Here is a 23,882-nt window from a genome sequence, read left to right as displayed (position 1 = left end):
GCGCCGCCCGCTAGGTCGGGCGGCGCGCAAGCGGCATTTGTATTCGCCCGCCTTACGGGGAATCTTTGGTCCAGCAGAGTATGCCGTAACGCATACGTAAGGCCTGCCTCCCAAGAAGAGGTGGCCGCACGACGGAGGAAAGACGGGACAATGAGCGGGACATTTGGCGTCGGGATCATGGGCTGCGGCCACATCTCGGAAATCTACATGGCGAATATCCCGGCTTTCGGGGCACTGCACCTGGTCGCCTGCGCCGATATCCGCCCCGAGGCGGCAAAGGCGAAAGCGGCCGCGCACGGTATCGTCGCCCTGACGCCCGAGGCGCTTCTGGCGGACGACGGCATCGACATCGTGCTCAACCTGACCACGCCCGCGCATCACAAGGCCATTGCCTGCGCGGCGCTTTCGGCGGGCAAGCATGTCTATGGCGAAAAGCCACTGGCGCTGGACGTTATCGAAGGGCGCGAGATCCTTGCGCTTGCCGAGCAGAAGGCGCTGACCGTCGGGTCCGCGCCGGACACGTTCCTCGGTGGGGCGCACCAGACCGCCCGCGCTGCCATCGATGCCGGGCGGATCGGGCGGCCCCTGTCCGGCATGGCGGTCATGATGGTGCCCGGCCACGAGCGCTGGCACCACAACCCGGAGTTCTACTACCAACCCGGCGGCGGCCCGCTTTACGACATGGGGCCTTACTACCTGACGGCGCTGGTGAACATGCTGGGCCCGGTGGCCCGCGTCGTCGGCATCGGCGGCAAGGGCTTCGCCTCGCGCACGATCGGGACCGGGCCGAAGGCCGGAACCTCGTTCCCGGTCGAGATCGACAGCCATGTCGCGGCGGTGCTCGAGTTCGCCCAAGGCGCCATCGTCTCGATGGTCATGAGCTTCGATGTGAAGGCCCACAGCAACGGTCATATCGAGATCTACGGGACCGAGGGCAGCCTGTCCGTCAGCGATCCGAACCGGTTCGACGGTCCGATCCGCCTTGCAAGCGTGGACAGGGAGTGGAGTGACCTGGACCAGACCCACTGTTATGGCGACGGCAATTACCGGGGGCTGGGCCTCGCCGATATGGCGAACGCGCTGGCCGGGGGACGGCAGCCGCGCGCCAGCGGGGCGCTTGCCTTCCACGTCCTCGAGATCATGGAGGCCATCTCTACCGCCTGCCGCACCGGCGCCGCCGTTGACCTGCATTCGCGTCCGGAGCGTCCGCAGCCGATGGCCTCCGCAACCCTCGAACAGGAATGACCATGACCGAACGCAAAGCCCTCATCGTCCACGGCGGCTGGGAGGGGCACACCCCAGCCGAAAGCGCTCAGGTGGTCGCCCGCATCCTGCGCGGGCACGGGTTCGAGGTCACCGTCGAGGCCTCGACCAGCGCCTTCGCCGATCCGGAGCTGGGGCGCTATGACCTGATCATCCCGGCGATCACCATGTCCACGATCGAGAAGGACGAACTGTCGAACCTGATAGCGACGATCCGGGCGGGCACCGGCCTTGCCGGCTTCCACGGGCTGATGTGCGACACGTTCCGCAACGAGCCTGCCTACCAGTTCATGACCGGCGGCCAGTGGGTGGCGCATCCCGGCGACATCATCGACTACACGGTGAACATCACCGATGATACGCATCCGATCACCGCGGGCCTGCGCGACTTCCCCTATAGGTCCGAGCAGTACTACATGCACGTAGACCCGTCGTTGACCGTGCTGGCGACAACCACGTTCGACGGATCGCGATTCCCCGAGATCGACGGCGTCGTAATGCCCGTGGTCTGGACCCGGATGTTCGGGGCAGGGCGCGTGTTCCACAGCACACTGGGCCATGTGGCGGCCGAGTTCGACGTGCCCGAGATGGCGACCATCTTCGAACGCGGCGCGCTCTGGGCGACGAGAGGATAGCTTGCGGTATTTTCGCGTTTACCTGTGGGCCTGTTTAGATATCGTTACATATACTCATTATAATTATTATTAAGTTTAGAAAATTATAGTTTTCTATGCAGCGCGCTTGCCAATTTATTGGGTGGAGTGTTTTTAATTGCTTTACTTGGCGGCCATGTGTGCTCCGATCATCGCTAGGGCGACGCGACAGTAGCTATCCGGTGGCAGAGCAGCGGTGCCGACGGTCGCCACCGGTGATGATCTCTATCTTGGCCACAAGTACGTGCTCGGGCATATGCCTAAGCTTCCATGGCTATGCCTGAGTATCCGGTCTAAACGGCTGCCAGTTTAGGGAGGATCTTGGGAAACCGACAAAGCGGCCCTTCCTAACCGAATATTCTGGTTGCTCCTCTATCGGGCCAGTCAATCGGGAAAGCTTCCGTTCGCTGTGTGTGGCCGGCGAAGCGGCTCCGGATGGCGGATCTGGCCATTGCGCGACCTCGGGAGTTGGCGGCCGATAGCCCAGGGATGACTGCGGGCGCTTCGTGTTGTCTTGCTTGCGCCAGTCCTCGATGACGGTCCGTGCCTCGGCCAGGCTGTAAGAGATCTCGCCGTTAGGCAGCTCATACCTGCGCTTCGCATTGAAGCTCTGGCGGTAGCCGTTCTGCCAAGGCCTGTCCGGCTCGATACAGGCCGTCTTGGCGCCGACCGCGGCGACCCGTTCTCTCAAGGCCGTGACCACGAACTTCGGGCCGTTGTCGGACCTGATGCGGTCTGGGGTACCCCGCGGGATGAACTGATCCGACAGCACGTCGATCACGTCCGTGGATTTCAACCGCCGATCAATGCGGATCGCCAGGCACTCCCGGGTGAACTCGTCGATCAGGTTGATCGGGCGGCCCCTCCTTCCGTCATGGGTCCGGCTCTCGACGAAGTCTTAGGACCATACATGGTCAGGTCGCTCCGGTCGCAGACGGACGAACGATCCGTCGTTTCACCAGAGGCGGCCCCTCTTCGGTTGCTTCTGCGGAACCTTCAGCCCCTCCCGCCGCCGGATCCTCTCGACCCGCTTCGCGTTTGCGATCCAGCCTGCATCACGCAGCAGGGCCATGATATGCCGAGTGCCGTAGCGGCCATACTGCGAAGCGAGCGCGATGATGTCCGCGGTGATGTTTGCGGTGAGCGCGCCCTCGTCGGGACGTCCACGCGGCACCTCCCGCGGGTCGCGCGATGTTGGCCGAGCCCCCCGACAGGCAAGCCATTCGGAGGCCCCAAACTTCTGCCTGACATGATCGACGCGCCGAGGGCGGCGGGCGGGGCTCAGCCGTTCCCCAACGCGGCGCCCTTCAGGATCAGCGTCTCGAGCGTGGGGTCCGATACGGCTTTCCGAAGCCGCTAGTTCTCTTTCTCAAGCGCCTTCAGACGCTTCACCTGGTTGGTCTTCAGGCCACCATACAGCTTGCGCCACCGATAGTAGGTGAACTGCGTCACGCCGACCGCGCGCATCGTCTCCGCCACAGACCGGCCTTGCGACACCAACACATCAACCTGCCGCAGCTTCGCGACAATCTCCTCGGGCTTATGCTTCTTCCGGGCCGTTCCTTGATCCTCAATCCGGCTCGAAAGCCGACCTTGGGGAGGAGCACTTTTCAGTGGGCAGGCCGATGAGATACGGCAAGTCCGCCGACTACCTTGTGATTAAAGCCCGGAGGGTTTCATTGCAGCAACTCAGATGGGTGCCGTCGAGTTTCACGTATGGCCAGCCCATGTCGACAAGCTGGATCGCCCTGACCGGCTGGTATTCGACCTGGATCCCAATGAGACACTGGCGTTTGCAGATGTTCGGGAAGCTGCGCGGGATCTTGGTGCATTTCTCGATGAGATCGGGATCGAAACTCGACCAATGGTTACCGGTGGAAAGGGCGTTCATCTGGTCACACCGCTGCGCCGAACGGTCGAATGGGACGCGTTGAAAGGTTTCGCGAAGGCGGTTGCGCATGCGATGGCCGCGCGCGAGCCGGAGCGGTTCGTCGCCTCCATGTCGAAAGAGCGCCGGATGGGCCGGATCTTCATCGACTACCTGCGGAACGAGCGCGGGGCTACGGCAGTTGCGCCTTGTTCGGTCCGTGCACGTCCGGGCGCACCTGTAGCAGTGCCGGTCGCTTGGGGCGATCTGGCAACTCTAGACAGCGCAAATTCATTCGACATGCGGGTAGCCGCAGGAGAAGAGCTTGCGACCAGTCCTCATGTGGATCTTAATTTGCGAAGTCTGAGAAAACGAGCGTTCTCGGCGCTTGACGAGCTCCTAGGACCGTTTGGGGAAGAATAGCCTCAAGGACAAGTTAGCCTATGGGCGGGATCGGGTTCGGTTCGGTGACCTGACTTGTCCCGTTCACCAGCACAAAAAGCCCCGCCGGAAACCGGCGGGGCAGTCGGCACAGCCGTCAGGGAGACTTACTGCCTGAGGCGCGGCAGTTCGAGCGTGCGATCCGATGCGACGCGCTGTTCATTCGACACGTCGAACTCGGGCATATTTTCGAGTTCTTGATCCGTAATGTCCTGCAGGATCACGTCCTCGCCCGTGAACGCAACCCGCTCGGCCTCAAGTGCGACTTCGCTGTCGCCAAGTCCCAGAAAGCCCCCGTGTTCGACCACGATGTAGGTGATCCCGTCGAGCGCAACGACACGGTCGACATCGCCCATTTCTTCGCCGTTGGCCGTAATGACATCAGCCCCTTCCAGCTCGTTGACGACCACCGACATTGTCTCTTGCGTATTGGCGACGGTATCGACCGGCTCGCTCATGTCCTGCTCGCTTTCAGCTAGCTGGGTCTCGGCGGGTTCCTCCCGCGCGGTGTCGGCCTGTGCCTGCTCGCCCTCAGCGGGCTGGTTCGCGACATTCGCAGTTTCGGTTTCGGCCCGATCCTCTACCGGCTGAAGCGACGCCGCGCCGGCGGCCTGCTGATCCTGCGCGACAGGCTGTTTACCCTGGGCTACGTCCTGCTGCGGTTCGGGCTGCTCATTCTCGGCGACCTCCTGCGAGCCGCGCGCTTCGGTTTGCGCGCCGTCCGCCAGTTGCTTTTCGCCGTTCGCTTCCCCAGTGGCCGTCTGGCCGGCATCGGCGCGGTCGTTCTGAGCGCCCTCGTCCTCGGATCCGCGAATGGTTACCTTCGGCTCGCCCACCTGGGTGATCTCGACGGTTGGTTCGCCGTACATGGCGAACTGGATGTTCGGCTCGCTCGGCTCGTAGCGGATGCTTGGCTCAGCGCGGTTGAACGTGTACTCGGGCTCGCCGGCGGGGCGCTCGATGGTCACCTGGGGCTCGGACTTGTTGAGCGCAACCTCGGGCTCGGCGGTCTCGACTGTCTCGCCAGCGGAGTTCGTGCGTTCGGTGCGGGTCGCAACCTCGCCCTCGGCTTCGCCCGGATCGACGAGGCGCGCTTCGACCTGTACGTCCATGTTCGGATCACCCTGCGTGACCGAGACCTTCGGATCGGCCTGGACGACCTCGACCTTGGGTTCCGATTTGGCGACACTCACGCCGGGTTCGGGCATCGTGATGATGATCTCGGGGGCGGGCTGTTCGATCGTGATCGTCGGTTGCGGCATGTTCACCGAAATGTTCGCCTGCGGTTGGCGAACGAGGATTTCAGCGGACTGCTGCTCGATGTCCACGCGGGCCTGGCTCTCGCGGATGTTGACCTCGGCGCCGGGCTGGTCGACCTGGACCTCGGGGTTTGGGACCTGGACCACGACCTCGCCATCCACGACGGCCTGCTTTTGGATCTCGACGGTTTCGGTAACCTCCTCGCTTTCACGGAAGGTTTCGGTCTCGCGGACCATCTCGGTGTCGGTATCCGAGGTGCGGTCCGACTCGCTGGCTTGCTCGTTTTCCTGCTGGTTGGACTGAATTTCAGCCGTGGTGATGCCACCGGCCTGCATGATTTCTTCGATGTAGACGACGCACTGTTCGGTCTCGCCGGCCTCGGCTACTTCGTTTGCGTCGCGAAACGGTTCCGCAAGTTCAGCGCCTTCAGCGGCCTGGACCATTTCGCGCAGGTCGTCGCAATTCGCTTCGGTTTCCTGTGCATGGACGGCCCCTGCGAGCGGCAGCCAAAGAGCGGTGGCGCTCAGCATAAGGGCTTTTGTTGTACGATGGGTCATGTCGTGCGATCTCCCCCAGAGATTGAATGTTTCGTGATTGCACGTGCACTCTTCGAACGAGGGGGAGCGCAGAATGTTCCTGCAAAATCGGACCTGGTTCTCGCAACCGCGATCACCAGTATGCCATCAGGTGCCGGGCGCATCCCCGGAATCCCGGTCGGTGGGCACTTCCGTTGGGGTCTGCGCGCATATCTCGCGCAGCGCCGCTTTCAGGCCTTCTTCCAGAGTTGGATGATAGAAGGGAAGACCGAGAACATCGCTTGCGGTATCGCCCCGCTGGATCGCGTAGGCTAGCAGGTGGGCCATGTGGTCGGCGCCCGGGCAGAACAGCTCCGCACCTATCAGGCGACCGTCCCGCTGCGCGTGGATGCGGACCAGCCCGCTGGCCATTGCCTCCACCTTCGCACGCCCCTGGTCCTCGTAGGATGCACAGCCTGACACTATGCTTTCATCCGGCGCTGCACCGAGCACCGCAAGCGGCGGGTCGGTAAAGGTCAGTGTGAAGGATGGCGTTCGCGTCGCTGCGTCCGTCGCCGGGTAGGCGACAGCGTTTCGGCCGGCGACGCTACCCTCGTTGGAGGCCTCGTGCAGGACCGGCCGGTCCGCGTTCGCGTCGCCCGCAAGAAATATGGGCGCGTCGCCGCACTGCATTGTGTCCGTGTCGAACGTGGGTAGTCGATTTTCGTCCAGCTGCAGGCCCGCGTTCTCGAGAGCCAGTCCCCCTATCCGGGGAATACGCCCGGTCGCCAACAGGATGCGATCGAAGCGCCGGCTTCCCGCTGAATCGCCGGACCACGACACCCGGACCTGTTCCTGGTCCGGTTCGGCCGAGACCTTGACTCCAAGATGAATCGGGAATTCCTTTTCCAGAACCCGGCGAAGCGATTGCCGGACATCCGGGCTATGTGCGTTTCCGATTTCGCGGTCGTGGTCGAAAAGCTCTGTTTCCACGCCCAAGCGCGCCATGGCCTGAGCCAATTCAAGTCCGATCGCCCCCCCGCCTATGACGGCAAGCGAGCGCGGCAGATCCTTCAATTCGAAGACGGTTTCGTTGGTCAGCGCCAGATCGCCAAGACCGGCGAAGGGTGCCGGTATCACCGTCTCGGAGCCGGTCGCGATCACGACTGCTCCGGCGCTGATCGTGTCGCCATTGTCGAGTGCAAGCCGGGTCTGCGCGGTGAACCGGGCCTTTGCCTTGATGCAAGTGCCATCGGGTAGATCGTCAAAGCCTTCGCGCGTCGACGCGACGAACTTGTCCCGTTCCTATCTAAGGCGGTTCATGACGGCGGGGCCGTCGACGGTGACGTCGCCGGTTCTGATCCCGAAGACACCGGCGATCCTTGTCCTATATGCGGCGCTGGCCGCGGCAATGAGAAGCTTAGATGGCATGCAGCCGGTAGCGGCGCAGAGCGTTCCCCGGAATGCTTCGTCTATCAGCAACGTGCGTGCACCGGCACGCCGGGCGCTGCGTTCGGCAGCGAGGCCGGCTGTGCCGGCCCCAATGATCGCCACATCGGTATCGTGGTGGGTCACAACTCCGTCCTCCTTGTGTCAGCCAAGATAGACGGGCTTGGTGGCGACGAACTCCTTCATGCCGAAGCCACCGTGTTCGCGGCCATAGCCGGAGTCCTTGACGCCTCCGAACGGCATATTGAGGGTCGCGATATTATGGCCGCTCACCGACACCATGCTGGTGTCGAAGTGAAGGATCGCGAGTTCACGGGCCTTTTTCTCATCCTTCGTGAGCGCGGAATGCCAATCCTCAATTGCTGCCATGGCCTCCTGCTCGCTCACCGAGGTGTTGGTCTCGAGGGAGCTCTCGTCGACGGGGTTCACCGTACGAATTGCCTCAGCCATGGGAATGCCTCCTTAAGTGCTTCTTCTGTGATCGTGGAAACGCGGGAGGCGCGCGACGTTTCCAGCAGCCCCGGTCACGATCCGGCGAGGATCAGTCTTTACGCTGGTGTCCTCAGAAACCGGGAGGTGTTCACTGCCGCAACCACGACGAACAGGCCGCCGCCTGCGACCCACATGAGAGCCCCAGACAGCACCTGGTCCTGCGCCGCGTCCAGTCCCCATGTCGGGGCTGTCGCCAGGTGCCAGGCGTGCCAGATTCGGGCGGAGAATGTCAGCGCCACAGCAAGAGCCGTCATTTGCGCGGCGGTTAGCGCAAGCGCCAGCATTCCAGCGAATGGGCGGAACTTTGTGGCGTGCCCAAGGGCCGACCAGAGCACAGTCGCAGCTCCAAGCACGCTCAGGTGCATTGCCCAGTATGCTCCATCAGATTGCAGGGTCGCGGCATAAGGGGCAGGCAGGTGCCAAAACCAGAACAGCGCGGAAAAGCAGACGGCCGTGGCCACCGGGGGTAAGCGCCAGGGCCGCAGCGCAGCGGCCAGAACCGGAGCCGCGATCAGGGTCAGCACGAGATGCTGGGCGATCCGCGCCGAGAACAAGGCCATCGATGCGGCGCACAGCGGGGAGGTGAAAGCCAGCGCTACCAGCACCCAGGCGACACCGAAGCGTTTTCGGTCGGATGCCATCCATAATCCCAGCCCCAGTGCAAGGGCCAGGCCGCCCAGCAGCAACGGATCGAGGGTCCAGCGGGACCAGATTTCCGCAGGCACCGGGGGAGGGCCACAGAAGGGGACGTAGTCCATCTCAGCCTCCGCAACTGTCGAACAGGTAAAGGAAGGCGGCATCGAACAAGATTGCAGCCGAAAAGATCAGCCCGGCCCAGAATGCCGCCGCCCGTAGTTCGGGTGCACCGCGCGGCGGACGGACTGTGGGCCAGATCGTTATGCCCAAGGCCACACCTGTCAGTACACCGGCCCATAGGTGGACCTGCGCGATATCCAGTAGCCCGCGCGGGGCGCAGGCGGCGGACACGAGGGCATAGATGGCGATGAAATGCAGTGCCCACAGCGTGGCAGGGCGCGCGATTGCGCGGATCTGGTGGTGAAGGGTCATGACAATCCCCGTCCGAGCATCAGCAGAGCAATGGCAGCGATGAGGGTCATCGCCCCGCTCCCCTTGGCGAATGTCGCGAGGGTGAAATCTGGCATGGCATGCCCGGCGCGAACCTTTCCCGCGGCCTTGCGCACGGCGTTGAACAGCGCCCATAGCGCGACGATGCCGAGGTTGAGCGCCACAAAACCGGCGAGTGTCCATTCCACGGCACCCAGCGCGGACGCCCAAGGATCGACCGGCCGCAGCGCGGCACCCAGTGATGCGATGGCCAGTGTGGAAAGAACAAGCGTGGCCAAGTTCCAGGCCGCGCCGGTTGCAATCCGGTCGGCCAGCATCGCCCGCCGCCCGAGCGCGCCGGAGGCCGCGCACAGCAGGCCGGCGGCGGCGGCGATCGCCATCCAACCGGATAGCGGGGCCAGTGTCGCCTCGGCCATGTCGGGATGCACGTTCCACAGATACAGGATAGCGAACAGTACCGAGGCGAAGAGCGAGAAGATAACCAGCAGAGTGCCTACCGCCGCAACATGACTGTGCCCACGACGGTCAACAAGGTTCACCGGCAGGTCGATCCCCTCGGCCGAGGTATGTGTCAGGTGGCTCTCGGATGGTTCCCACGCCCAAAGCGCGAAACAGACCAGCGTCAGCACCGCGCCGACAGCGCACAGCCAGTAGGTTGAGGCGAGAGTTGCCGCGAACATCAGTGCAAGCGACAGCGCGGCCAGCATCGGGACCCATGTGGGGTGCGGAAGGCGGACGATATAAAGCGGATCGCCGGTTACTGGATCAACGCCGATCGTCTCGCGCCGGCCATGGGGTGCGCCGCGCAGGTGGCCTTCGACCTCATGTGCGGCCTGATCCATCAAATCGGGCTGATCCCAGAGGGGCTCCCGGCTCTCGACACGCGGGATGGCGTGGAAATTGAACCCCGGCGCCACGGGCGGATAGAGCCATTCAAGCGTCGCGGCGCCCCACGGATTGCGTTCGGCTTTGCGCCCGGTGCGCCGGTGCGCAATCAAGTCCCAGACGAACAGCAGGATGCCCGCAGCCAGCACATAGGAGCCTAGCGAGCTGAGCAGGTTCAGCCGGTCCCAGCCGATGCCCTCGGGATAGGTGGCAATGCGGCGCGGCATGCCGCGGAGGCCGGTCACGTGCATCAGCAGGAAGGTCATGTTGAAGCCGATGAACATCAGCCAGAAGACCCATTTGCCGATGCGTTCCGACATTATCCGCCCCGTGAGGTGCGGCGCCCAATAGTAGAATGCCCCGAAAAGCGGAAAGACCATGCCGCCGATCAGCACGTAGTGAAGGTGCGCCACCACGAAATAGCTGTCGTGGGCCTGCCAGTTGAACGGGACTGAGGCCAGCATCACGCCGGTTAGCCCGCCGAGGACGAAGATGAACAGGAAGCCGAGGATGAACAGCATCGGCACGGTGAGGCGGGTTCTGCCTTGCGCAAGGGTGGCGATGAAGCAGAAGATCTGCACCCCGGTCGGCACCGCGACCATGGTGGAGGCCGCCGAGAACAGGCTTAACGTCATTGCCGGCAGCCCGGTCGCGAACATGTGGTGCGCCCATAGCCCGAAGCTGATGAAGCCCATCGACACAACCGCCGCCACCGCGAAGCCGTAGCCGAACAGCGGTTTGCCCACGAAGGTGGGCAGCATCGTGGCCACCATCCCCGCGGCGGGCAGGAAGATGATGTAGACTTCTGGATGGCCGAACAGCCAGAACAGGTGCTGCCAGAGCAGCGGGTCGCCCCCCAGCGCCGGGTCGAAGAACGGAAGGCCGGCTAGCCGGTTCACCTCGAGTAGGATCGACCCGATGATCAGCGGCGGAAAACCGATGGCGATCATGAAGGCCGTAATCAGGATGTACCAGCCGAAGATCGGCATCTTCGTCAGGCTCATCCCCGGCGCGCGCGTGCACAGGATGGTGACGATCAGTTCGACCGCCGCCGTGACCGAGGCGATCTCGGCGAAGGTTATTCCGATCAGCCAGAAATCCGCGGAAAGGCCCGGAGTGTATTCGTTCGTGGTGAGCGGGACGTACATGAACCAGCCGCCATCGGGCGCCGCGTCGAACAGGAACGATGCAAGGACGATGATGCCGCCGAACAGGTAGCAGTAGTAGCCGAACTGCCCGAGCCTCGGAAAAACCAGGTCCCGCGCCCCCAGCATCAGCGGGATCAGGTAGACTGCGAACCCTTCGAGGATGGGAATTGCGAACAGGAACATCATCACCGTGCCGTGCATGGTGAAAACCTGGTTGTAGGTCTGCGCATCTAGGAAAGTGTTGCCCGGTACGATCAACTGGGTGCGGACCAGCAGCGCCAGGAAGCCCGCGATCAGGAAGAAGACGAAACCGGTGTAGATGAACCGGCGACCGACTACACGGTGGCTGACCGAGGACAGCACGCGGATGCCTGTCGGGGTGGCCCAGACTTCTTCGAAGCTTGGCGCATGGGCGCCCTCTTTGCGCGGCTCAACGGTGAGCGGGTCGGCATGGGTCATTCGAGGCTCTCCAGCCAGGCGGCGACGGCGCGCAGGTCCGGTCCGGAAAGATGGTTGTAGGCGGGCATTTCCGCGCCGGGTTTCATGGCTTGCGGATCGGCTATCCAGCCGGCTAGCGTGCCTCGGTTCAGGTGCCACATGCCCGCGCCCAATGCCTCGCGCGCGCCCACGCGGCTGAGGTCCGGGCCAAGGCGCCCCCCTTCGGCAACGCCCCGGACTTCGTGGCAGGCGGGGCACCCAGTGTTCAGAAACACGTCGCGCCCCTGCCGTTCCTGCGGGGTGACGGCATCGCGGGCCTCGTCCTCGAGTTTGTCCAGGAAGCCAGCGAACTCTGCCTGGGGCAGCACGACCGCTTCGAAGGCCATCAACGGATGCGAGAGGCCACAGAACTCGGCGCATTGGCCGCGGAACCGGCCAGTCTCGAGGGCTGTGAGTGTGGTCTCGTTGGTGCGGCCGGGGATCATGTCCATCTTGCCGGCGATCGAGGGCAGCCAGAAGCTGTGGATGACGTCGGCGGAATTCAGAAGCACGCGGACCGGGCGATCCTTGGGCAGGTGCAATTCGTTGGCATCGCGCAGTGCGCGGCCGCCGGGGTCGTAGACGATTTCCCACCAGTACTGGTGACCGATGATCTCTACCGTCAGCGCATCCTCGGGCGGCGGCGCGGCGATGGCGCGGAGCGTCAGGGTCGAGGCGACGAACAGCCCGGTCAGAGTAGACAACGGCAGGACGATCCCGCCGGCGATCACCCACCAGTGCCGAGCGCCGCCGCGGGCCCGCCACGCCAGCGCAACGAGGGCCATGACCAGCGCCAGCAGCGCGATACCTGCGACGCTCATCGCAACGGTGAGGGTGTAGGTGCGGTCGGCCTCGAGCCCGGCCTGCGCGAGGGTCGTCTGTGAGCCGAAGATGTCGAGCGTGGAGTTCATTCGGTGCCGTCGAGCGTGTAGAGCCAGGCCGCTATGTCGCGGGCCTCTTCCTCGGTCAGCCCAAGATCGGGCATGGCGGTTTCAGGGGCATGACGTGGCGGGTTCATCAGCCAGGACACCAGATCGCCCGGGCGGTTGGGTAGAACGCCCGCAAGGTAGGCGCGGTCGCGCAGGCCGGTCAGCGGCGGGCCGATGGTTCCGCGGGCACCGGGAAGACCGGGAATTGCATGGCAACTGCCGCATCCCGTTTGCCGGACCAGATCGCGCCCACGGGCGGGATCGGCCCCGGGGATGTTCAATGCAGCGTCCGCGAAATCGGCTGCATCCCCCGTGCGCCAGCCGTCCAGAGTGTCGCCGACCGCCTGTGTCGCCGCCCGCGCCGCATCCCCCAGTGGATCCTTGTCGCCGGGGACGACGAGCGACCACCAGCCCACGGCGCCGGAGGCCGCCAGCCCCAACGCGGCCAGCGTGATGCGCATCACCGCCACCGGGAGTTACTCCTGATCCGTCAGAAGCTCCGGCGCGGCGACGGTATCGTTGCGCACCTCGATATCCTCGCCCTGCTTGGGCTGCACGCGGGCGTAGTATTCGGCCACGGCGCGCATGTCGTCTTCGTTCATCTTCACGGCAATGGCTTCCATGACGTTCATCGCGTCATTGTCCCGCTCGCCGTCACGCCAGAGCATCAGCTGATGTTCCATGTAGCGGGCGTACTGCCCGGCGAGATAGGGAACGGACGGTGCAAGGCCGGTGCCGCTGGCGCCGTGGCAGTTCACGCAGGCAGGAATTCCCTTCTCGGCCGAACCAACCGCGGCCAGTTGCCCGCCCCATTGCAGCATGGTGCCATCCACCTCGCCGCTGACGTCGAGCGCCTCGACCTCCATCGCGCCGTAGTAGGCGGCGACCGCTTCCATCTCGGCCTCGGTCAGGCGCTTGGCGATGTCGGCCATGATCTGGTTCGGGCGCGACCCCTGCGCATAGTCCATCAACTGCTTGTAGAGGTACCAGCCCGGCTGTCCGTCGAGCCGCGGGAACGCCCCCGAGCCGTCGCCTTCGCCCTCGACCCCGTGGCAGGTAATACAGGCCATGTCGGCACCGCCGTTCTGCGCACCGCCCATGGCGACCAGCCGGCCAAGCTCCAGCAGGTCGTCGTCTACGACCTCGCCGACGGTGGCGTTGAAGCGTACGACGTCGTCTTCGAGCCTGGCCTCCAGTGCGGCGGTTCCCTCGGCTTCGGTCATGTCCTGGGCCTGTGCAAGCCAACCGGCGCCGAAGACGGTAGGCACCGCAAGGACGAAAATCAGGTTCAAACGATCCATAACGGCCTCCAATCAAGCGTCCATCAGCGGGCGGGGGTTGCTCAGGTACTCCCGCTTCATGTGGTCGAGCGTCCAATAGGCCAGCCCCATCAGCGGACCGGTCGGGTTATAGCCAAGGTTCTGCGGGAACAGACAGGCGCCGAAGACGAACACGTTGTGATGGTCCCACATCTGGCCGTACCGGTTGACGACCGATGTCGCCGGATCGTTCCCGATCACCGCGCCGCCTGTGTTGTGCGTCGTCTGGTAGGGTACGGTGGAGTAATCGTTTCCCTCTTCGGCGTTGTTGGAGGTCGAGATCGACTTCACATGCGCCATGTTCCGGGCGATCTCCTCGGTTTTACCGAGGACGTACTTCGCCATTCTCCGGTCGTTCTCGGGGAAGTTGAAGGTCATCCTCAACAGCGGCTGGCCATAGGCGTCGGTGTAGGTGGGATCGAGGTCAAGGTAGTTCCCCGGCATCGCAATTGAACTGCCGTGCACACCGATACCCACGTGGTGCAGGTAGTTCTCGCGCACCGCCTTCTTCCATTCTCTGCCCCATTTGGGTGTGCCTTCGGGCACCGGCTGGTAGTTGATCGGGCGACCGTTAGTCTGGTTCGCCGAGATGTACCCGCCGCCGACAAAGCCCAGACCGGTATGATCGAAATTGTCGCCGTTGAAGTCGTCCATGCTCATGCCGAGCGCACCGGCCCCCATGAACGGGTTCGACCAGACCTCGTCATCGAAGAAGACGGAAACGCCGGCCATCGTCTGGTAGGCGTAGTTTCGACCGACGACGCCCTCTCCGGTCGCCGGGTCATAGGGCTGGCCCAATCCGCTGACCAGCATCAGGTGGACGTTCCACAGCGCGTAGGCGTTCATGCACACAACATCGGAGGGCTGGAACACTTCCTGCCCATTCTCGTCTAGGTAGGTGACGCCGGTGGCCGTCTTGCCGTCGCCGGATTTCTCGACCCGGAGCACGTGCGTGTTAAGCCGCAGCGTGAAATTTTCGTGGTTCTTCACCCGGTCGTAGATGCAGATGATCGGGTCCGCCTTGGCGTAGTAGCCGCAGCCGAACCTTTCACAGAAGCCGCAATAGGTGCAGCCGTGGAGCTTTGCGCCATAGGGGTTCTCATACTCGGCGGTCATGTTGGCCGAGGGCATCTGGAACGGGTGATAGCCCATGTCTGCCACTGCATCGCGGAACAGTTGAAGCGGCGGCGAAGGCTTCATCGGCGGGTTCGGGTACGGATTGGAGCGTGGCCCTTCGAACGGGTTTCCGCCCTCCTGAATCTCGCCGTTCAGGTTTCCCGTTGCGCCGCCGATCCCGGCGACTTTCTCCCAAAAGTCCAGATGCGGTTCAAGTTCCTCGTAGGTCATACCCCAGTCCTGGACGTTCATACCGTCGAGGATCTCTTCGCCGTAGCGCTCGGTGTAGTGAGAGCGCATCTGAAGGTCCGAGGGCAGCGGGCGCCAGCTTTGTCCGTTCCAGTGGATGCCGGCGCCGCCCAGCCCCTTGCCCGGAAGGAACGAGCCCAGCCGGCGCATGGGCAGCGCAGTCTGATCGGTGTTGTTCCGGAAGCTGAGCGTCTTGGTGTGCGTGTCGATCATATGCCCCTTGCGGCGGGCATAGCGCAGTTCGTCGTGCTCTTCGGGTCCGGCGAAACTGGATGCATCGTGCCGGTATCCGCCACGTTCCAGCACCACGCAGCGTTGGCCTTCGTTGCATAGCTCGATGGCTGCGGCCAGCCCGGTCCAGCCGCCGCCGACGATCACCACATCGGTTTTGGGAAGCGTGCGCACCATGGCTCAGCCCTCCTGTTTCGCGGGGCGCGGCCGGGCGGTGTAGACGCTGCCCGACCGGCCAGTGCCGGGGATATGTGCCACGCCCTTGGGCGGCGCCGGGTAGGGCACGTTCTTGTCAATGAAATCGGTGTAGTAGGCATGGGCGCCGGGGAAGCCGACCATCCGCCAGCCTGCGTAGTCCTTGTTCCCTCCATAGACCGGGTCCGCGAAATAGCCCTCGTTGGTCAGGGCGTGCAGTTCTCCGAACACGGTCTTTGCGTCCAGTTCGCCCAGGTCGATGTCGCCTTCGGATAGCCGGGTCACGAGGTCTTCGCGCCCCGCCTCGTCCATGTCCACCAGCGGGGTCTCTTGTGCGTCGAGAGCCGCAATCGCTTGCCGGATCAGCTGCGCAGGCGTCAGGGGAGACTGGTAGCCCTGCTGCGGCGTGCCTCTTTCGAAAGGCCCTCGCATGTAGAGTCCGTCACCTTGCCCGAATGACCCCGCGAGTTGCAGGTCGATGAAATCCACGACTCCGGTCTGGCTAGCCGACGGGTGTTCGTCTTCGGGGATTAGCACGTCGGAGAAGGCGGCCAGGAAGCGCGCTTCAGACGTGGTCAGGAAAAACCAGGATCGGCTGTCGAGTTCGACGTAGCGGTTCTGTGAAAGCGCCGCACCCGGTATGGTGGCAGCCAGGCCTGCTGCGCCGATCTGCAGCAATACGGCGCGTCGGGAAAATTGTTCGGTCATCCAAAACCCCCGCTCAATATCCTTGAAGGGCGAACGGATCAGCGGCGGAAGGGGTTCCCGAATTTCTTGCTGTTGCTCGTCAAGCTACTGATATTCTAATATTATTTTAGGTTTTCCGCGCTTGATATCGCGTTCACCCAGGTCGCCGCCGTGCTTTCGCGCACCGATCGCAGCGGGTGGCGGACGTCCAGCGGGGCCGGCAAGATAGCTCCTCCGCCAGCGTATCCCCAGCGCGCCAACTCGGCGTTTTGGGCCGGATCAAGGCGCGCGGACAGATCGTACTCTCGATTGCCGTCTCGGACGGGTTCGGGTGCGAGGTCTGGGCATTCCACACCGAGATATTTCGCTACCGTATCGCGTGCGCGGTGCGGGTCGGCGACCACGTCCTCGTATCGCAAAACCAGCGCGGCGTGGAGGTAGGTAAGATCGACCGCGACACGGGCATGTGCTTGGATCCAATGGTCGATCAAGGCGGGCGTCGGGGTGTTCAGCCATTTCGCCACTGCTGCCGCAACTGCCTGCGGGTGCCGCAGAACTACGACAAACTGCGCCAGTGGGAACAGCTGCTGGTAGAGACGCATCCGGGTCAGGTTCACGGGGGATTTCTCGACCCGCCAACGTGCAGCCGGATCGAACCACTTGGCCCAGTCGGCTTCGATCCGCTGGCGGGTTTCAAACCTATCGTAGGCGCAGCCTTCGACAAGGTGCTGAGTGGGGTCGGTAGCGAACGACATGGGCGCGCCATGCCGCGCTGTATGAGGGATTGCACCTTGCAGGTAGGCACCCTCGTTCTCGGGCACCGGCGCGCCGGTGATCGAGGCAACACCCGGCAGGCTGCCGATCAGCCGCGCGACAAGCGAGGTGCCGGAGCGATGCAGACCACCCACGAAAACATAGCGATGGCCGGTCACGGAGGCTTTCCTTTTTCTTGGCCGCCCGTCCTTGGGGAACCAAAGAGGGGGGAGGGGGGTTTAGGTGCAGACTGTGGGGTTCTTCCTCTGAAAATCCAGAAATTGAAGGGGGTGTCATGCGCGTCATGCACATCGCTCTGGGCGGCTGCCTGAAGTCGCCGCCGGTCTGCTATGGCCTGACGGAAGATACCGGTGGGCACATCGCCTATGTACTCGGCGCGGCCATGGCGCAGGCCCGGCGGGGCGATGTGAGCCGTGTGGATATCGTGACACGGGCATTTGACGATGCAAGTCTCGGGGCGTGCCACGCCGCCAGCGAAGAACTTGTCGCGACCAAGTGCGTGATCCGCCGGTTGCGCACCACGAGGCGCGACTACCTGAGCAAAGAAGCGCTCGAGGCCGAGCTTCCCGCCCTGCAACGCGCATTCCTCGAGATGCTGACAGTACCTGGTGCGCGACCCGACGTGATCCACGCTCATTTCGCAGATGCGGCGGAACTGGCCCGTGCGGCTTACGAGGCGTTCGGGATTCCGTGGGTCTATTCCAGCCATTCCCTGGCTTTGGACAAATTAAGCGCCGGCGGGGAAATGAACCCAGCATTGAGGCGGCGGATAGACCGGGAGCGTGCCGCCATACGCGGCGCGGTGGCGATCATCGCCTCGTCCCGCGACGAGGCAGAGCGGCAGATCGTCGCCTATGATGCGACGGCCGAAGGCCGGACGCATCGGGTCAGCCCGGGGGTGACAGTGCCCCGCACGGTCGGTGTCGCACCCGCACGACGCTTGATCGCGCCCTTCCTGCGTGAAGCCGACAAGCCCGTGATCCTGGCCGTGGCGCGCCCGATCCGGAAAAAGAACCTTGTTTCGCTTGTCGAGGCGTATGCCCTTGATCCGGTGTTGCAGCAACGGGCCAACCTTGTGGTTCTCGCGGGTTTGCGGAACGGGTTGCAGGGGCAAGGCGACGAGCCGGACGCCGTTTTGGCCGACCTGTTCGACGCAGTGGATCGGCATGACCTGTGGGGCCGCGTCGCGTTGCCCCGCCGACATTCGTCTAATGACGTTGCCGCGCTCTACGCCCTAGCTGCGGAGGGAGGGGTGTTCGTCAACCCCGCGCATCACGAGCCCTTTGGCCTGACCCTGATCGAGGCGGCTCAGGCGAACGTACCGCTGGTGGCCACAAACAAGGGCGGGCCGGTAGATATCATTAAGGCTCTGGGAAGCGGCGCGCTCGTCGATCCGTCAGATCCGGCGGATATTGCTCTGGGCATCCGCAGGGTACTGCTGGATCCAAATCGGGCACGGCTTGCGCAACGCGCCGGGAAACGTGCGCGACGGATCTACGACTGGGACCGCTGGGCCGATCGGGTGCAGGAAGTCTGCCGGGGGCTGGTGAGTGCCGCGCCCGCTATCTCGAAAGCACGGGCGCTCCTGGTAAGCGATATCGACGGTACGCTGACCGGCGATACCGGTGCGGCCCATCGTTTTCGCGACTGGCGTGAGGCGCACGGAGACACCGGCTTTGCCGTCGCCACAGGCCGGTCGGTGGTCGAGGCGCGGCGCGTGCTGGCGGACTGGAAGCTGCCGATGCCTGAGGTCTTCATTACTTCTGTTGGGACTGAGATCTGGCGGTGGACCGGGGCCGGGGGCCTCGAACTCTGCCCCAAGTACGCCGCAGAGGTCGATGCTGATTGGTGCCGGTCGGCGATCGAGGCCGAGTTGGCGGCTCTGGCCTTGCCACCGCAGCCTGCGCATGACCAGCGCCGTTGGAAGTTGAGCTTCTTCGGTGACGTTGCGGATGCGCGCAGAGTCGATATGGCCCTTAGGGGGCTACCCGCGCGGGTCGTGCATTCGCATGGCAAGCTGATCGACGTGCTTCCCCTGGCCGCTGGCAAGGCGGCGGCGATCCGGTTCGAGGCGCACCGGCGAGGGCTCACCAACGGTGACTGCGTTGTGGCGGGGGACAGTGGCAACGACCTGGACATGCTGGAGAGTTTCGCGCGCGCCATCGTTCCGGCCAATGCCTCGGACGAGGTAGCGGCGGCGGCTGGAGTTTTCCTCAGTCGCTTTTCTTACGCGGATGGTGTGCTTGAAGGTCTTGCCAGGTTCGGGCTGGCGGCACCACTGCCTCACGCACTGGCTGCGGAGTAGAGCGATGCGGGATCATGCAGATTTTCTCCCGCGGCCCTTCGGCTATTTCGTGCACCATCAGGGGCGGGGTCACGCCGAGCGTTGTGCAGCGCTGGTCAATGCCCTGCCCAAGGACCGGCCAGTGCGGATCTTCAGCGCGCGCGACGACATATTTCCGACGCTGCGGCCCGGGGTCGAGATCACGCGGATCCCTTCGCTCTTTGAAAGAACCGAGGATGCGGCGCGGGGAATGGACTGGGTAAAGACGCCCGATACGCTGCACTGTGCGCCGTTGGGCTGGCCCGGCATCCGCGCCGCTATGGCCACCATTACAGGCTGGTTCGCGCAGGCGGACCCGGCGTTGATGATCTGCGACGTCAGCGCGGAACTGGCCCAGCTTTGCCGGATCTGCTCGGTGCCGCACGTAAAGGTCGTGCAGCACGGCGATCGTAACGATCCCGGACACCGGGCGGCCTACGATGGCGCTGCCGGGCTGCTGGCTCCGTTCCACGAAGCGTTGGCCCAGCCGGAGTGGGGGTCGGACATGCGCGCCCGGATGCACTTCGCGCCGGGTCTTGGTATCGACACCGCGCAGCCGGACCGTGAAAGCGCCCGGATTGCACTGGGGCTGAAGCCTGACCAGCGGATGGCGCTGGTGATTTCGGGCGGCGGCGGCAACGGCTGGAGTGAAGCTCCGCTGGGAGTGGCAGCGCGCAGCTTTCCGGAGATGCGATGGATCGTGATCGGCAAGGCACAACGGGACTGGCACGCGACGCCACCTGCAAACCTGGAGTTCCGGGGCTGGGTGGACAATGCGGCCGAACTGATCTCGGCGGCCGATCTGGTGGTGTCCTCGACCGGGAACACGACCTGCCATCAGGTTCTGTCAGCGGGCCGTCCCTGGCTGGTGGTGCCCGAATGGCGCTATTTCGACGAGCAGGTCGAGAAGGCCTGTGCGCTTGAGCGCGCCGGTGTTGCCGTGCACCTGTCGATGCTGCCTGCCTCGGCCCATCGGTGGCGTGAAGCGGTTGTCCGAATATTGGACACCCACGATGCGAACCGTCAGCGCAATTTGGTGACTTCAGGCGCCGCCAAGGTCGCTGCGGACTGGCTCGAAATGCTTTCCACGCGCCTTTGGCGTGCTGGTTTTACCAAAATCACACCGGGGCAGGACCCCGCCGACATGGAAAGGAAGGAAAAATGCCCGACGTCTCCGCTTTGACCATCGCCGCCGGTCGTGCCGAGCATTTGCGCAACGTGATCCGCGGTTTCCAGGCGCAGCAGCAGAAGCCCGTCGAACTGATCGTGGGCGTGATGCAGGACGCTGCCTATGACGATCTGCCCGAAACCGACTTTCCGGTACGGCAGATCCTCGTCCCCAAGGTAGAGGGCGAATTGCCGCTGGCCGCCGCGCGCAATCGCGTCGCTAAGGCCGCTGCCGGCGAGGTTCTGGTCTTCGTCGACGTGGACTGTATCCCGAACCCGTCGCTGGTATCCGACTATGCCGCCGCGGCGACGCCCGGATGCGGGTTGGTGATGGGCGAAGTGCTGTATCTGTTCGAGGGCGCAACGGCCGGCGGCCTCGACTTCGACGCCTTCGACCAGATTGGCGTGCGTCATTCGGATCGCCAAGGGCCACCCGAAAGCGGCCTGCGCCGGTGCGAGGATTACCGCTGTTTCTGGTCGCTGAATTTCGCGATGCACCGGGACGACTGGGAGCGGTCCGGCGGCTTCGACGAGGGGTACTATGGCTATGGGGGTGAAGACACCGATTTCGGCCGGGTCCTCGACGACCGCGATATCGCGATCTGGTGGACAAGGGGGGCGCGCGTTTACCACCAGTACCATTCGCACTGCATGCCGCCGATTCACCAGGTTGCCTCGGTGATCCGCAACTCCGAACATTTCGCCAGCCGGTGGGGGCATCGTACCATGGAGCATTGGCTCTACGGCTTCCAGCTGATGGGGCTGGTCGAGAAGACGCCGCAAGGTCTGCGCATCTTGCGCGAACCAGATGCTGCGGATTTCGAGTTGTGTCGGCAGGAGCCGCACATGCCCTATGCGAACACCCGGCGGGTGCTCGACAAGCTGCAAGGTGTCGATGCTGGTCGTGCCGCTAGCCGCGACCGCGAGACCGAGGTGGCTGAAGCGCAATCGAGCCTCCTGAATATCGCGGCGGAGTAGGCACTATGGCGCTTCGCATCGCGCTGATCGCCCATGTCCGGCACCCCATCTCGGTGCCGTTCATGGGCGGAATGGAAGCGCATTCCTGGCACCTGGCACGGGGACTCGCGGCGCGAGGGCACGAGGTGACCTTGTTTGCCTCGGGCGACAGCGCCGCCGGGGTGCCCGTTCACCCGATCCTGCCCGAGCATTACGACAAGACACATCCTTGGCACGACTATCGCGGCACCCCCACGCTGAACCGTGTTCAGGATGAAGGCTTCGCGGGGATACTTCACGCGCTCTCGGGTGGTGATTTTGATATTGTTCACAACAACTCGCTTCATCGCTATCCGCCTCGCATGGCGCGGCGGGATCGGATGCCGATGTTGACATCGCTACACGTGCCGCCATTCGATGCGTTGCAACGTGCAGTGCATGCCTCGGTTGCGCCGTGGTCGCGCTTTACCGTCTGTTCCCGCCGCCAGCGTCAGGCATGGTGGCCCGGGGGTGCGCCGCCCGAGGCGCATGTCGTGTCCAATGGAATCAACCTAGCGGACTGGCCCTTCTCACCCCGTGGTCGTGGCGGAGCGGTCTGGGCCGGACGGATCACACCTACCAAAGGAACGCATATCGCGGCGCACGCCGCCCGGATCGCCGGAGTGCCCCTGACAATTTTCGGAGCCATCGAGCGCAGAGATTATTTCGAAGAGGCGGTCCGTCCGCATCTTGGCGGGGATGTGCGCTACGGCGGCCACCTGTCCGGGCCGGATCTCGCCTACGAGATGGGCGCGGCCTCGGCGGCGCTTTTCACACCGCACTGGGACGAGCCGTTCGGTCTTGCCGCGATCGAGGCGATGGCTTGCGGTTTGCCGGTGGCCGCAACCGATATGGGCGCGGTCCGAGAGGTTGTGGGCAACTGCGGCGGTTATGCTCCTCCAAACGATGCGGCAGCACTGGCGCGCGTGCTGGAGAAGGTGCTGGAGATCCCACGCAACGCACCCCGCGCGCGGGTTGAGCGACTGTTCAGCTTGGAAGTGATGCTGGATCGTTACCAGTCACTCTACCACGCTGCTATGGATGTCTGTGACACTCCGGCAGAATCCGTGGCGTTCCCGGAGATTGAACTCCCTGCTGGATCCCGCGTCGCGGCCGAAAGGGTGATAAGCCCGTTAGATAGAGGGTCGAGAGCGATTGCTTCGTATGGTCGCAGTTTGTGGTGAGTTGTCACGTTAACCGAGGGAGTGGGTTTCGGGGCTGTTGATGCAAGGCTCGGGCGACGCTCGCAGGGGCCTTCAACGCACGGAGAGCTTCCATCCGATGGTAGCGAATGGTCGGGGCGGCACTTCGGCGAGCTGGAACGGAGAAACAATTGCCCGTGGCAGAATGGATGGACACGCAGGGCTGCAGGCCGCCGGGTGAACGATGACACTGCATCATGCGCTCTCGATTTTATAACGGCTTGTCTTGATGGCGCCTGAACGCGAGGCCCGGCCATATCGCGTGCGGATGCCGGTACGGCCCTACGTAGGGATGGGCTGAACCTGATGTTGCTGGCGCATGTTTGAGATCGTGGAGTTCGTGAAGTGCCAGCCGATCCTGACTCCTGGCCAAGTGGGGAGGAACTGGGCGTGGCCTGGGCGATCGCGCTGTCGTTGATCGGAACGCTGGAAGGGTAGGGGAGCCTGGTGAATTTCACCGGCCGCCGCTCGGCCTTTTCTGGGCAACACCGACCTTGGCCGCCCTCAACAGGGCGGCACTATTCGCTTTGCGGTGTGCACTGGAATGGTTGGCGCGCCGGAGGCAACCGCGCCGAGCCAGTGGCATTCAGACACATCGCGACGAGGTCCGCGCGGTCCGTTTCGGTCAGCGGCTCGCCGTGAACCCGCCGCCATTTCAGCGCGTTCCGGATCGCGCCTCCGACAAAGGCAGCCATGGTGCGGGGACTGATCGTTCTCAGTTGTCCCGCTGCGTGCGCCTCGCTGAAAATGGCACGGTTGTAGTCGCGGACCGGCTGAAACACATCGGCTATATCGGCCGGCGGAATTAAAGGCACGTTGGAAAGGTACTCGAACAGCATAGCGCGTTCAGGATCGCTCCAGAAGAAGTCGATGTAGCGATGGAGATATGCCTCCACTCGGTCCTCCTCGTCACCGCTCTCCTCAGCTTCGGGAACCAGCGCTGTTCGAAGCTGGTCCGCAAGCCTTGCATAGACGCCGATCACGATGTCGGTCTTGGACGGGAAATGGCTGTAGATCGTGCCGATAGCGACGCCCGAATGGCTGGCGATGCGCGACATTGGCGTTTCCAGACCACCGGTCACGATCAGCTCGGCGGTGGCCTGAAGGATGCGTTCGCGCTTGTCTGCTTCGGGGGAAATCTGGTCCATGAACTATCCA

At 63.8% G+C, this 23,882-nt stretch carries 20 protein-coding genes and 3 pseudogenes; 7 read left to right on the top strand and 16 right to left on the bottom strand.

Features of this window, described 5'->3' with window-relative positions; translation table 11 throughout:
- Positions 1 to 150: 150 nt before the first annotated feature.
- Together ACW9UR_RS17205 and ACW9UR_RS17200 are read left to right on the top strand one after the other, a co-directional pair.
- Positions 151 to 1,245 carry a Gfo/Idh/MocA family protein gene (locus ACW9UR_RS17205; protein WP_458918278.1) on the top strand — a complete coding sequence of 365 codons (1,095 nt, stop codon included), beginning with the start codon at positions 151 to 153 and terminating at the stop codon, positions 1,243 to 1,245.
- Positions 1,246 to 1,247: 2 nt separating this feature from the next.
- The gene (locus ACW9UR_RS17200; protein WP_458918277.1) at positions 1,248 to 1,898 is read left to right on the top strand and encodes a ThuA domain-containing protein; all 651 of its coding nucleotides are present in this window, start codon (positions 1,248 to 1,250) and stop codon (positions 1,896 to 1,898) included.
- Positions 1,899 to 2,337: 439 nt separating this feature from the next.
- On the opposite strand, the pseudogene ACW9UR_RS17195 reads toward ACW9UR_RS17200, so the two are convergent.
- A pseudogene (locus ACW9UR_RS17195) lies at positions 2,338 to 3,491 on the bottom strand (IS3 family transposase); the annotation flags it as partial.
- Between the two features lie 118 nt (positions 3,492 to 3,609).
- On the opposite strand from ACW9UR_RS17195, the gene ligD reads away from it, so the two are divergent.
- Entirely contained in the window at positions 3,610 to 4,206 is a 597-nt protein-coding gene (gene ligD / locus ACW9UR_RS17190; RefSeq protein WP_458918276.1) for a non-homologous end-joining DNA ligase LigD, read from the top strand.
- A gap of 125 nt (positions 4,207 to 4,331) precedes the next feature.
- Here the strand turns inward: ligD and ACW9UR_RS17185 are convergent, their stop codons facing one another.
- The 13 genes and pseudogenes from ACW9UR_RS17185 to ACW9UR_RS17125 form a co-directional block, all read right to left on the bottom strand.
- Positions 4,332 to 6,041 (bottom strand): PRC-barrel domain-containing protein, encoded by a 1,710-nt coding sequence (locus tag ACW9UR_RS17185; protein ID WP_458918275.1) that lies wholly within the window; start codon positions 6,039 to 6,041, stop codon positions 4,332 to 4,334.
- A 126-nt stretch (positions 6,042 to 6,167) separates the two neighbouring features.
- Positions 6,168 to 6,539, bottom strand: a complete 372-nt coding sequence (locus ACW9UR_RS17180) for a hypothetical protein (RefSeq protein ID WP_458918286.1) — start codon at positions 6,537 to 6,539, stop codon at positions 6,168 to 6,170.
- 90 nt (positions 6,540 to 6,629) lie between these two features.
- Positions 6,630 to 7,553, bottom strand: a pseudogene (locus ACW9UR_RS17175) (FAD-dependent oxidoreductase); the annotation flags it as partial.
- 39 nt (positions 7,554 to 7,592) lie between these two features.
- A complete protein-coding gene (locus ACW9UR_RS17170) occupies positions 7,593 to 7,898 on the bottom strand; it encodes an aldehyde dehydrogenase family protein (RefSeq protein WP_458918274.1) in 306 nt (101 codons plus the stop codon).
- A 98-nt stretch (positions 7,899 to 7,996) separates the two neighbouring features.
- Complete coding sequence (locus tag ACW9UR_RS17165) at positions 7,997 to 8,698, bottom strand: cytochrome c oxidase assembly protein (RefSeq protein WP_458918273.1); 702 nt, start codon at positions 8,696 to 8,698, stop codon at positions 7,997 to 7,999.
- A gap of 1 nt (position 8,699) precedes the next feature.
- Positions 8,700 to 9,008 (bottom strand): hypothetical protein, encoded by a 309-nt coding sequence (locus ACW9UR_RS17160; protein WP_458918272.1) that lies wholly within the window; start codon positions 9,006 to 9,008, stop codon positions 8,700 to 8,702.
- A complete protein-coding gene (gene ctaD / locus ACW9UR_RS17155; protein WP_458918271.1) occupies positions 9,005 to 11,518 on the bottom strand; it encodes a cytochrome c oxidase subunit I in 2,514 nt (837 codons plus the stop codon). Before ctaD ends, ACW9UR_RS17160 begins: the two co-directional genes overlap by 4 nt.
- Positions 11,515 to 12,447, bottom strand: a complete 933-nt coding sequence (gene coxB / locus ACW9UR_RS17150; RefSeq protein ID WP_458918270.1) for a cytochrome c oxidase subunit II — start codon at positions 12,445 to 12,447, stop codon at positions 11,515 to 11,517. The genes ctaD and coxB overlap by 4 nt, the downstream gene beginning before the upstream one ends.
- Positions 12,444 to 12,926, bottom strand: a complete 483-nt coding sequence (locus tag ACW9UR_RS17145; protein WP_458918285.1) for a c-type cytochrome — start codon at positions 12,924 to 12,926, stop codon at positions 12,444 to 12,446. Before ACW9UR_RS17145 ends, coxB begins: the two co-directional genes overlap by 4 nt.
- 15 nt (positions 12,927 to 12,941) lie before the next feature.
- Positions 12,942 to 13,766 (bottom strand): c-type cytochrome, encoded by an 825-nt coding sequence (locus tag ACW9UR_RS17140; RefSeq protein ID WP_458918269.1) that lies wholly within the window; start codon positions 13,764 to 13,766, stop codon positions 12,942 to 12,944.
- Between the two features lie 12 nt (positions 13,767 to 13,778).
- Positions 13,779 to 15,557: a GMC family oxidoreductase gene (locus ACW9UR_RS17135; RefSeq protein ID WP_458918268.1), complete on the bottom strand. Its 1,779-nt coding sequence runs from the start codon at positions 15,555 to 15,557 to the stop codon at positions 13,779 to 13,781.
- 3 nt (positions 15,558 to 15,560) lie between these two features.
- A complete protein-coding gene (locus tag ACW9UR_RS17130; RefSeq protein WP_458918267.1) occupies positions 15,561 to 16,283 on the bottom strand; it encodes a gluconate 2-dehydrogenase subunit 3 family protein in 723 nt (240 codons plus the stop codon).
- A 101-nt stretch (positions 16,284 to 16,384) separates the two neighbouring features.
- Positions 16,385 to 17,194, bottom strand: a complete 810-nt coding sequence (locus ACW9UR_RS17125; RefSeq protein ID WP_458918266.1) for a sulfotransferase family protein — start codon at positions 17,192 to 17,194, stop codon at positions 16,385 to 16,387.
- Positions 17,195 to 17,310: 116 nt separating this feature from the next.
- On the opposite strand from ACW9UR_RS17125, the gene ACW9UR_RS17120 reads away from it, so the two are divergent.
- The 4 genes from ACW9UR_RS17120 to ACW9UR_RS17105 are packed head-to-tail and all read left to right on the top strand — an operon-like array spanning position 17,311 to position 22,706.
- On the top strand, positions 17,311 to 19,341 hold the full coding sequence (locus ACW9UR_RS17120; RefSeq protein ID WP_458918265.1) for an HAD family hydrolase: 2,031 nt from the start codon (positions 17,311 to 17,313) through the stop codon (positions 19,339 to 19,341).
- A gap of 4 nt (positions 19,342 to 19,345) precedes the next feature.
- Entirely contained in the window at positions 19,346 to 20,542 is a 1,197-nt protein-coding gene (locus tag ACW9UR_RS17115) for a glycosyltransferase (protein WP_458918264.1), read from the top strand.
- A complete protein-coding gene (locus ACW9UR_RS17110; RefSeq protein WP_458918263.1) occupies positions 20,521 to 21,504 on the top strand; it encodes a glycosyltransferase family 2 protein in 984 nt (327 codons plus the stop codon). The genes ACW9UR_RS17115 and ACW9UR_RS17110 overlap by 22 nt, the downstream gene beginning before the upstream one ends.
- A gap of 5 nt (positions 21,505 to 21,509) precedes the next feature.
- Positions 21,510 to 22,706 carry a glycosyltransferase gene (locus tag ACW9UR_RS17105; RefSeq protein ID WP_458918262.1) on the top strand — a complete coding sequence of 399 codons (1,197 nt, stop codon included), beginning with the start codon at positions 21,510 to 21,512 and terminating at the stop codon, positions 22,704 to 22,706.
- A 4-nt stretch (positions 22,707 to 22,710) separates the two neighbouring features.
- Here ACW9UR_RS17105 and ACW9UR_RS17100 read toward each other — a convergent pair.
- Positions 22,711 to 22,932 (bottom strand): annotated as a pseudogene (locus ACW9UR_RS17100) (hypothetical protein); the annotation flags it as partial.
- Between the two features lie 310 nt (positions 22,933 to 23,242).
- Positions 23,243 to 23,872, bottom strand: a complete 630-nt coding sequence (locus tag ACW9UR_RS17095) for a TetR/AcrR family transcriptional regulator (RefSeq protein ID WP_458918261.1) — start codon at positions 23,870 to 23,872, stop codon at positions 23,243 to 23,245.
- Between the last annotated feature and the right edge of the window lie 10 nt (positions 23,873 to 23,882).

The sequence above is a fragment of the Halovulum sp. GXIMD14794 genome, assembly GCF_054457455.1.
This window is presented reverse-complemented; position numbering and strand designations above follow the sequence as displayed.

Bases quoted from the DNA above. Each gene is read 5' to 3' on its own strand.
- ACW9UR_RS17145 (WP_458918285.1), bottom strand. From the start codon at position 12,926: ATGCGCATCACGCTGGCCGCGTTGGGGCTGGCGGCCTCCGGCGCCGTG.
- ACW9UR_RS17160 (WP_458918272.1), bottom strand. From the start codon at position 9,008: ATGACCCTTCACCACCAGATCCGCGCAATCGCGCGCCCTGCCACGCTG.
- ACW9UR_RS17200 (WP_458918277.1), top strand. From the start codon at position 1,248: ATGACCGAACGCAAAGCCCTCATCGTCCACGGCGGCTGGGAGGGGCAC.
- ctaD (WP_458918271.1), bottom strand. From the start codon at position 11,518: ATGACCCATGCCGACCCGCTCACCGTTGAGCCGCGCAAAGAGGGCGCC.
- ACW9UR_RS17165 (WP_458918273.1), bottom strand. From the start codon at position 8,698: ATGGACTACGTCCCCTTCTGTGGCCCTCCCCCGGTGCCTGCGGAAATC.
- ACW9UR_RS17110 (WP_458918263.1), top strand. From the start codon at position 20,521: ATGCCCGACGTCTCCGCTTTGACCATCGCCGCCGGTCGTGCCGAGCAT.
- ligD (WP_458918276.1), top strand. From the start codon at position 3,610: ATGGGTGCCGTCGAGTTTCACGTATGGCCAGCCCATGTCGACAAGCTG.
- ACW9UR_RS17140 (WP_458918269.1), bottom strand. From the start codon at position 13,766: ATGGATCGTTTGAACCTGATTTTCGTCCTTGCGGTGCCTACCGTCTTC.
- ACW9UR_RS17095 (WP_458918261.1), bottom strand. From the start codon at position 23,872: ATGGACCAGATTTCCCCCGAAGCAGACAAGCGCGAACGCATCCTTCAG.
- ACW9UR_RS17105 (WP_458918262.1), top strand. From the start codon at position 21,510: ATGGCGCTTCGCATCGCGCTGATCGCCCATGTCCGGCACCCCATCTCG.
- coxB (WP_458918270.1), bottom strand. From the start codon at position 12,447: ATGAACTCCACGCTCGACATCTTCGGCTCACAGACGACCCTCGCGCAG.
- ACW9UR_RS17120 (WP_458918265.1), top strand. From the start codon at position 17,311: ATGCGCGTCATGCACATCGCTCTGGGCGGCTGCCTGAAGTCGCCGCCG.
- ACW9UR_RS17185 (WP_458918275.1), bottom strand. From the start codon at position 6,041: ATGACCCATCGTACAACAAAAGCCCTTATGCTGAGCGCCACCGCTCTT.
- ACW9UR_RS17115 (WP_458918264.1), top strand. From the start codon at position 19,346: ATGCGGGATCATGCAGATTTTCTCCCGCGGCCCTTCGGCTATTTCGTG.
- ACW9UR_RS17135 (WP_458918268.1), bottom strand. From the start codon at position 15,557: ATGGTGCGCACGCTTCCCAAAACCGATGTGGTGATCGTCGGCGGCGGC.
- ACW9UR_RS17170 (WP_458918274.1), bottom strand. From the start codon at position 7,898: ATGGCTGAGGCAATTCGTACGGTGAACCCCGTCGACGAGAGCTCCCTC.
- ACW9UR_RS17205 (WP_458918278.1), top strand. From the start codon at position 151: ATGAGCGGGACATTTGGCGTCGGGATCATGGGCTGCGGCCACATCTCG.
- ACW9UR_RS17130 (WP_458918267.1), bottom strand. From the start codon at position 16,283: ATGACCGAACAATTTTCCCGACGCGCCGTATTGCTGCAGATCGGCGCA.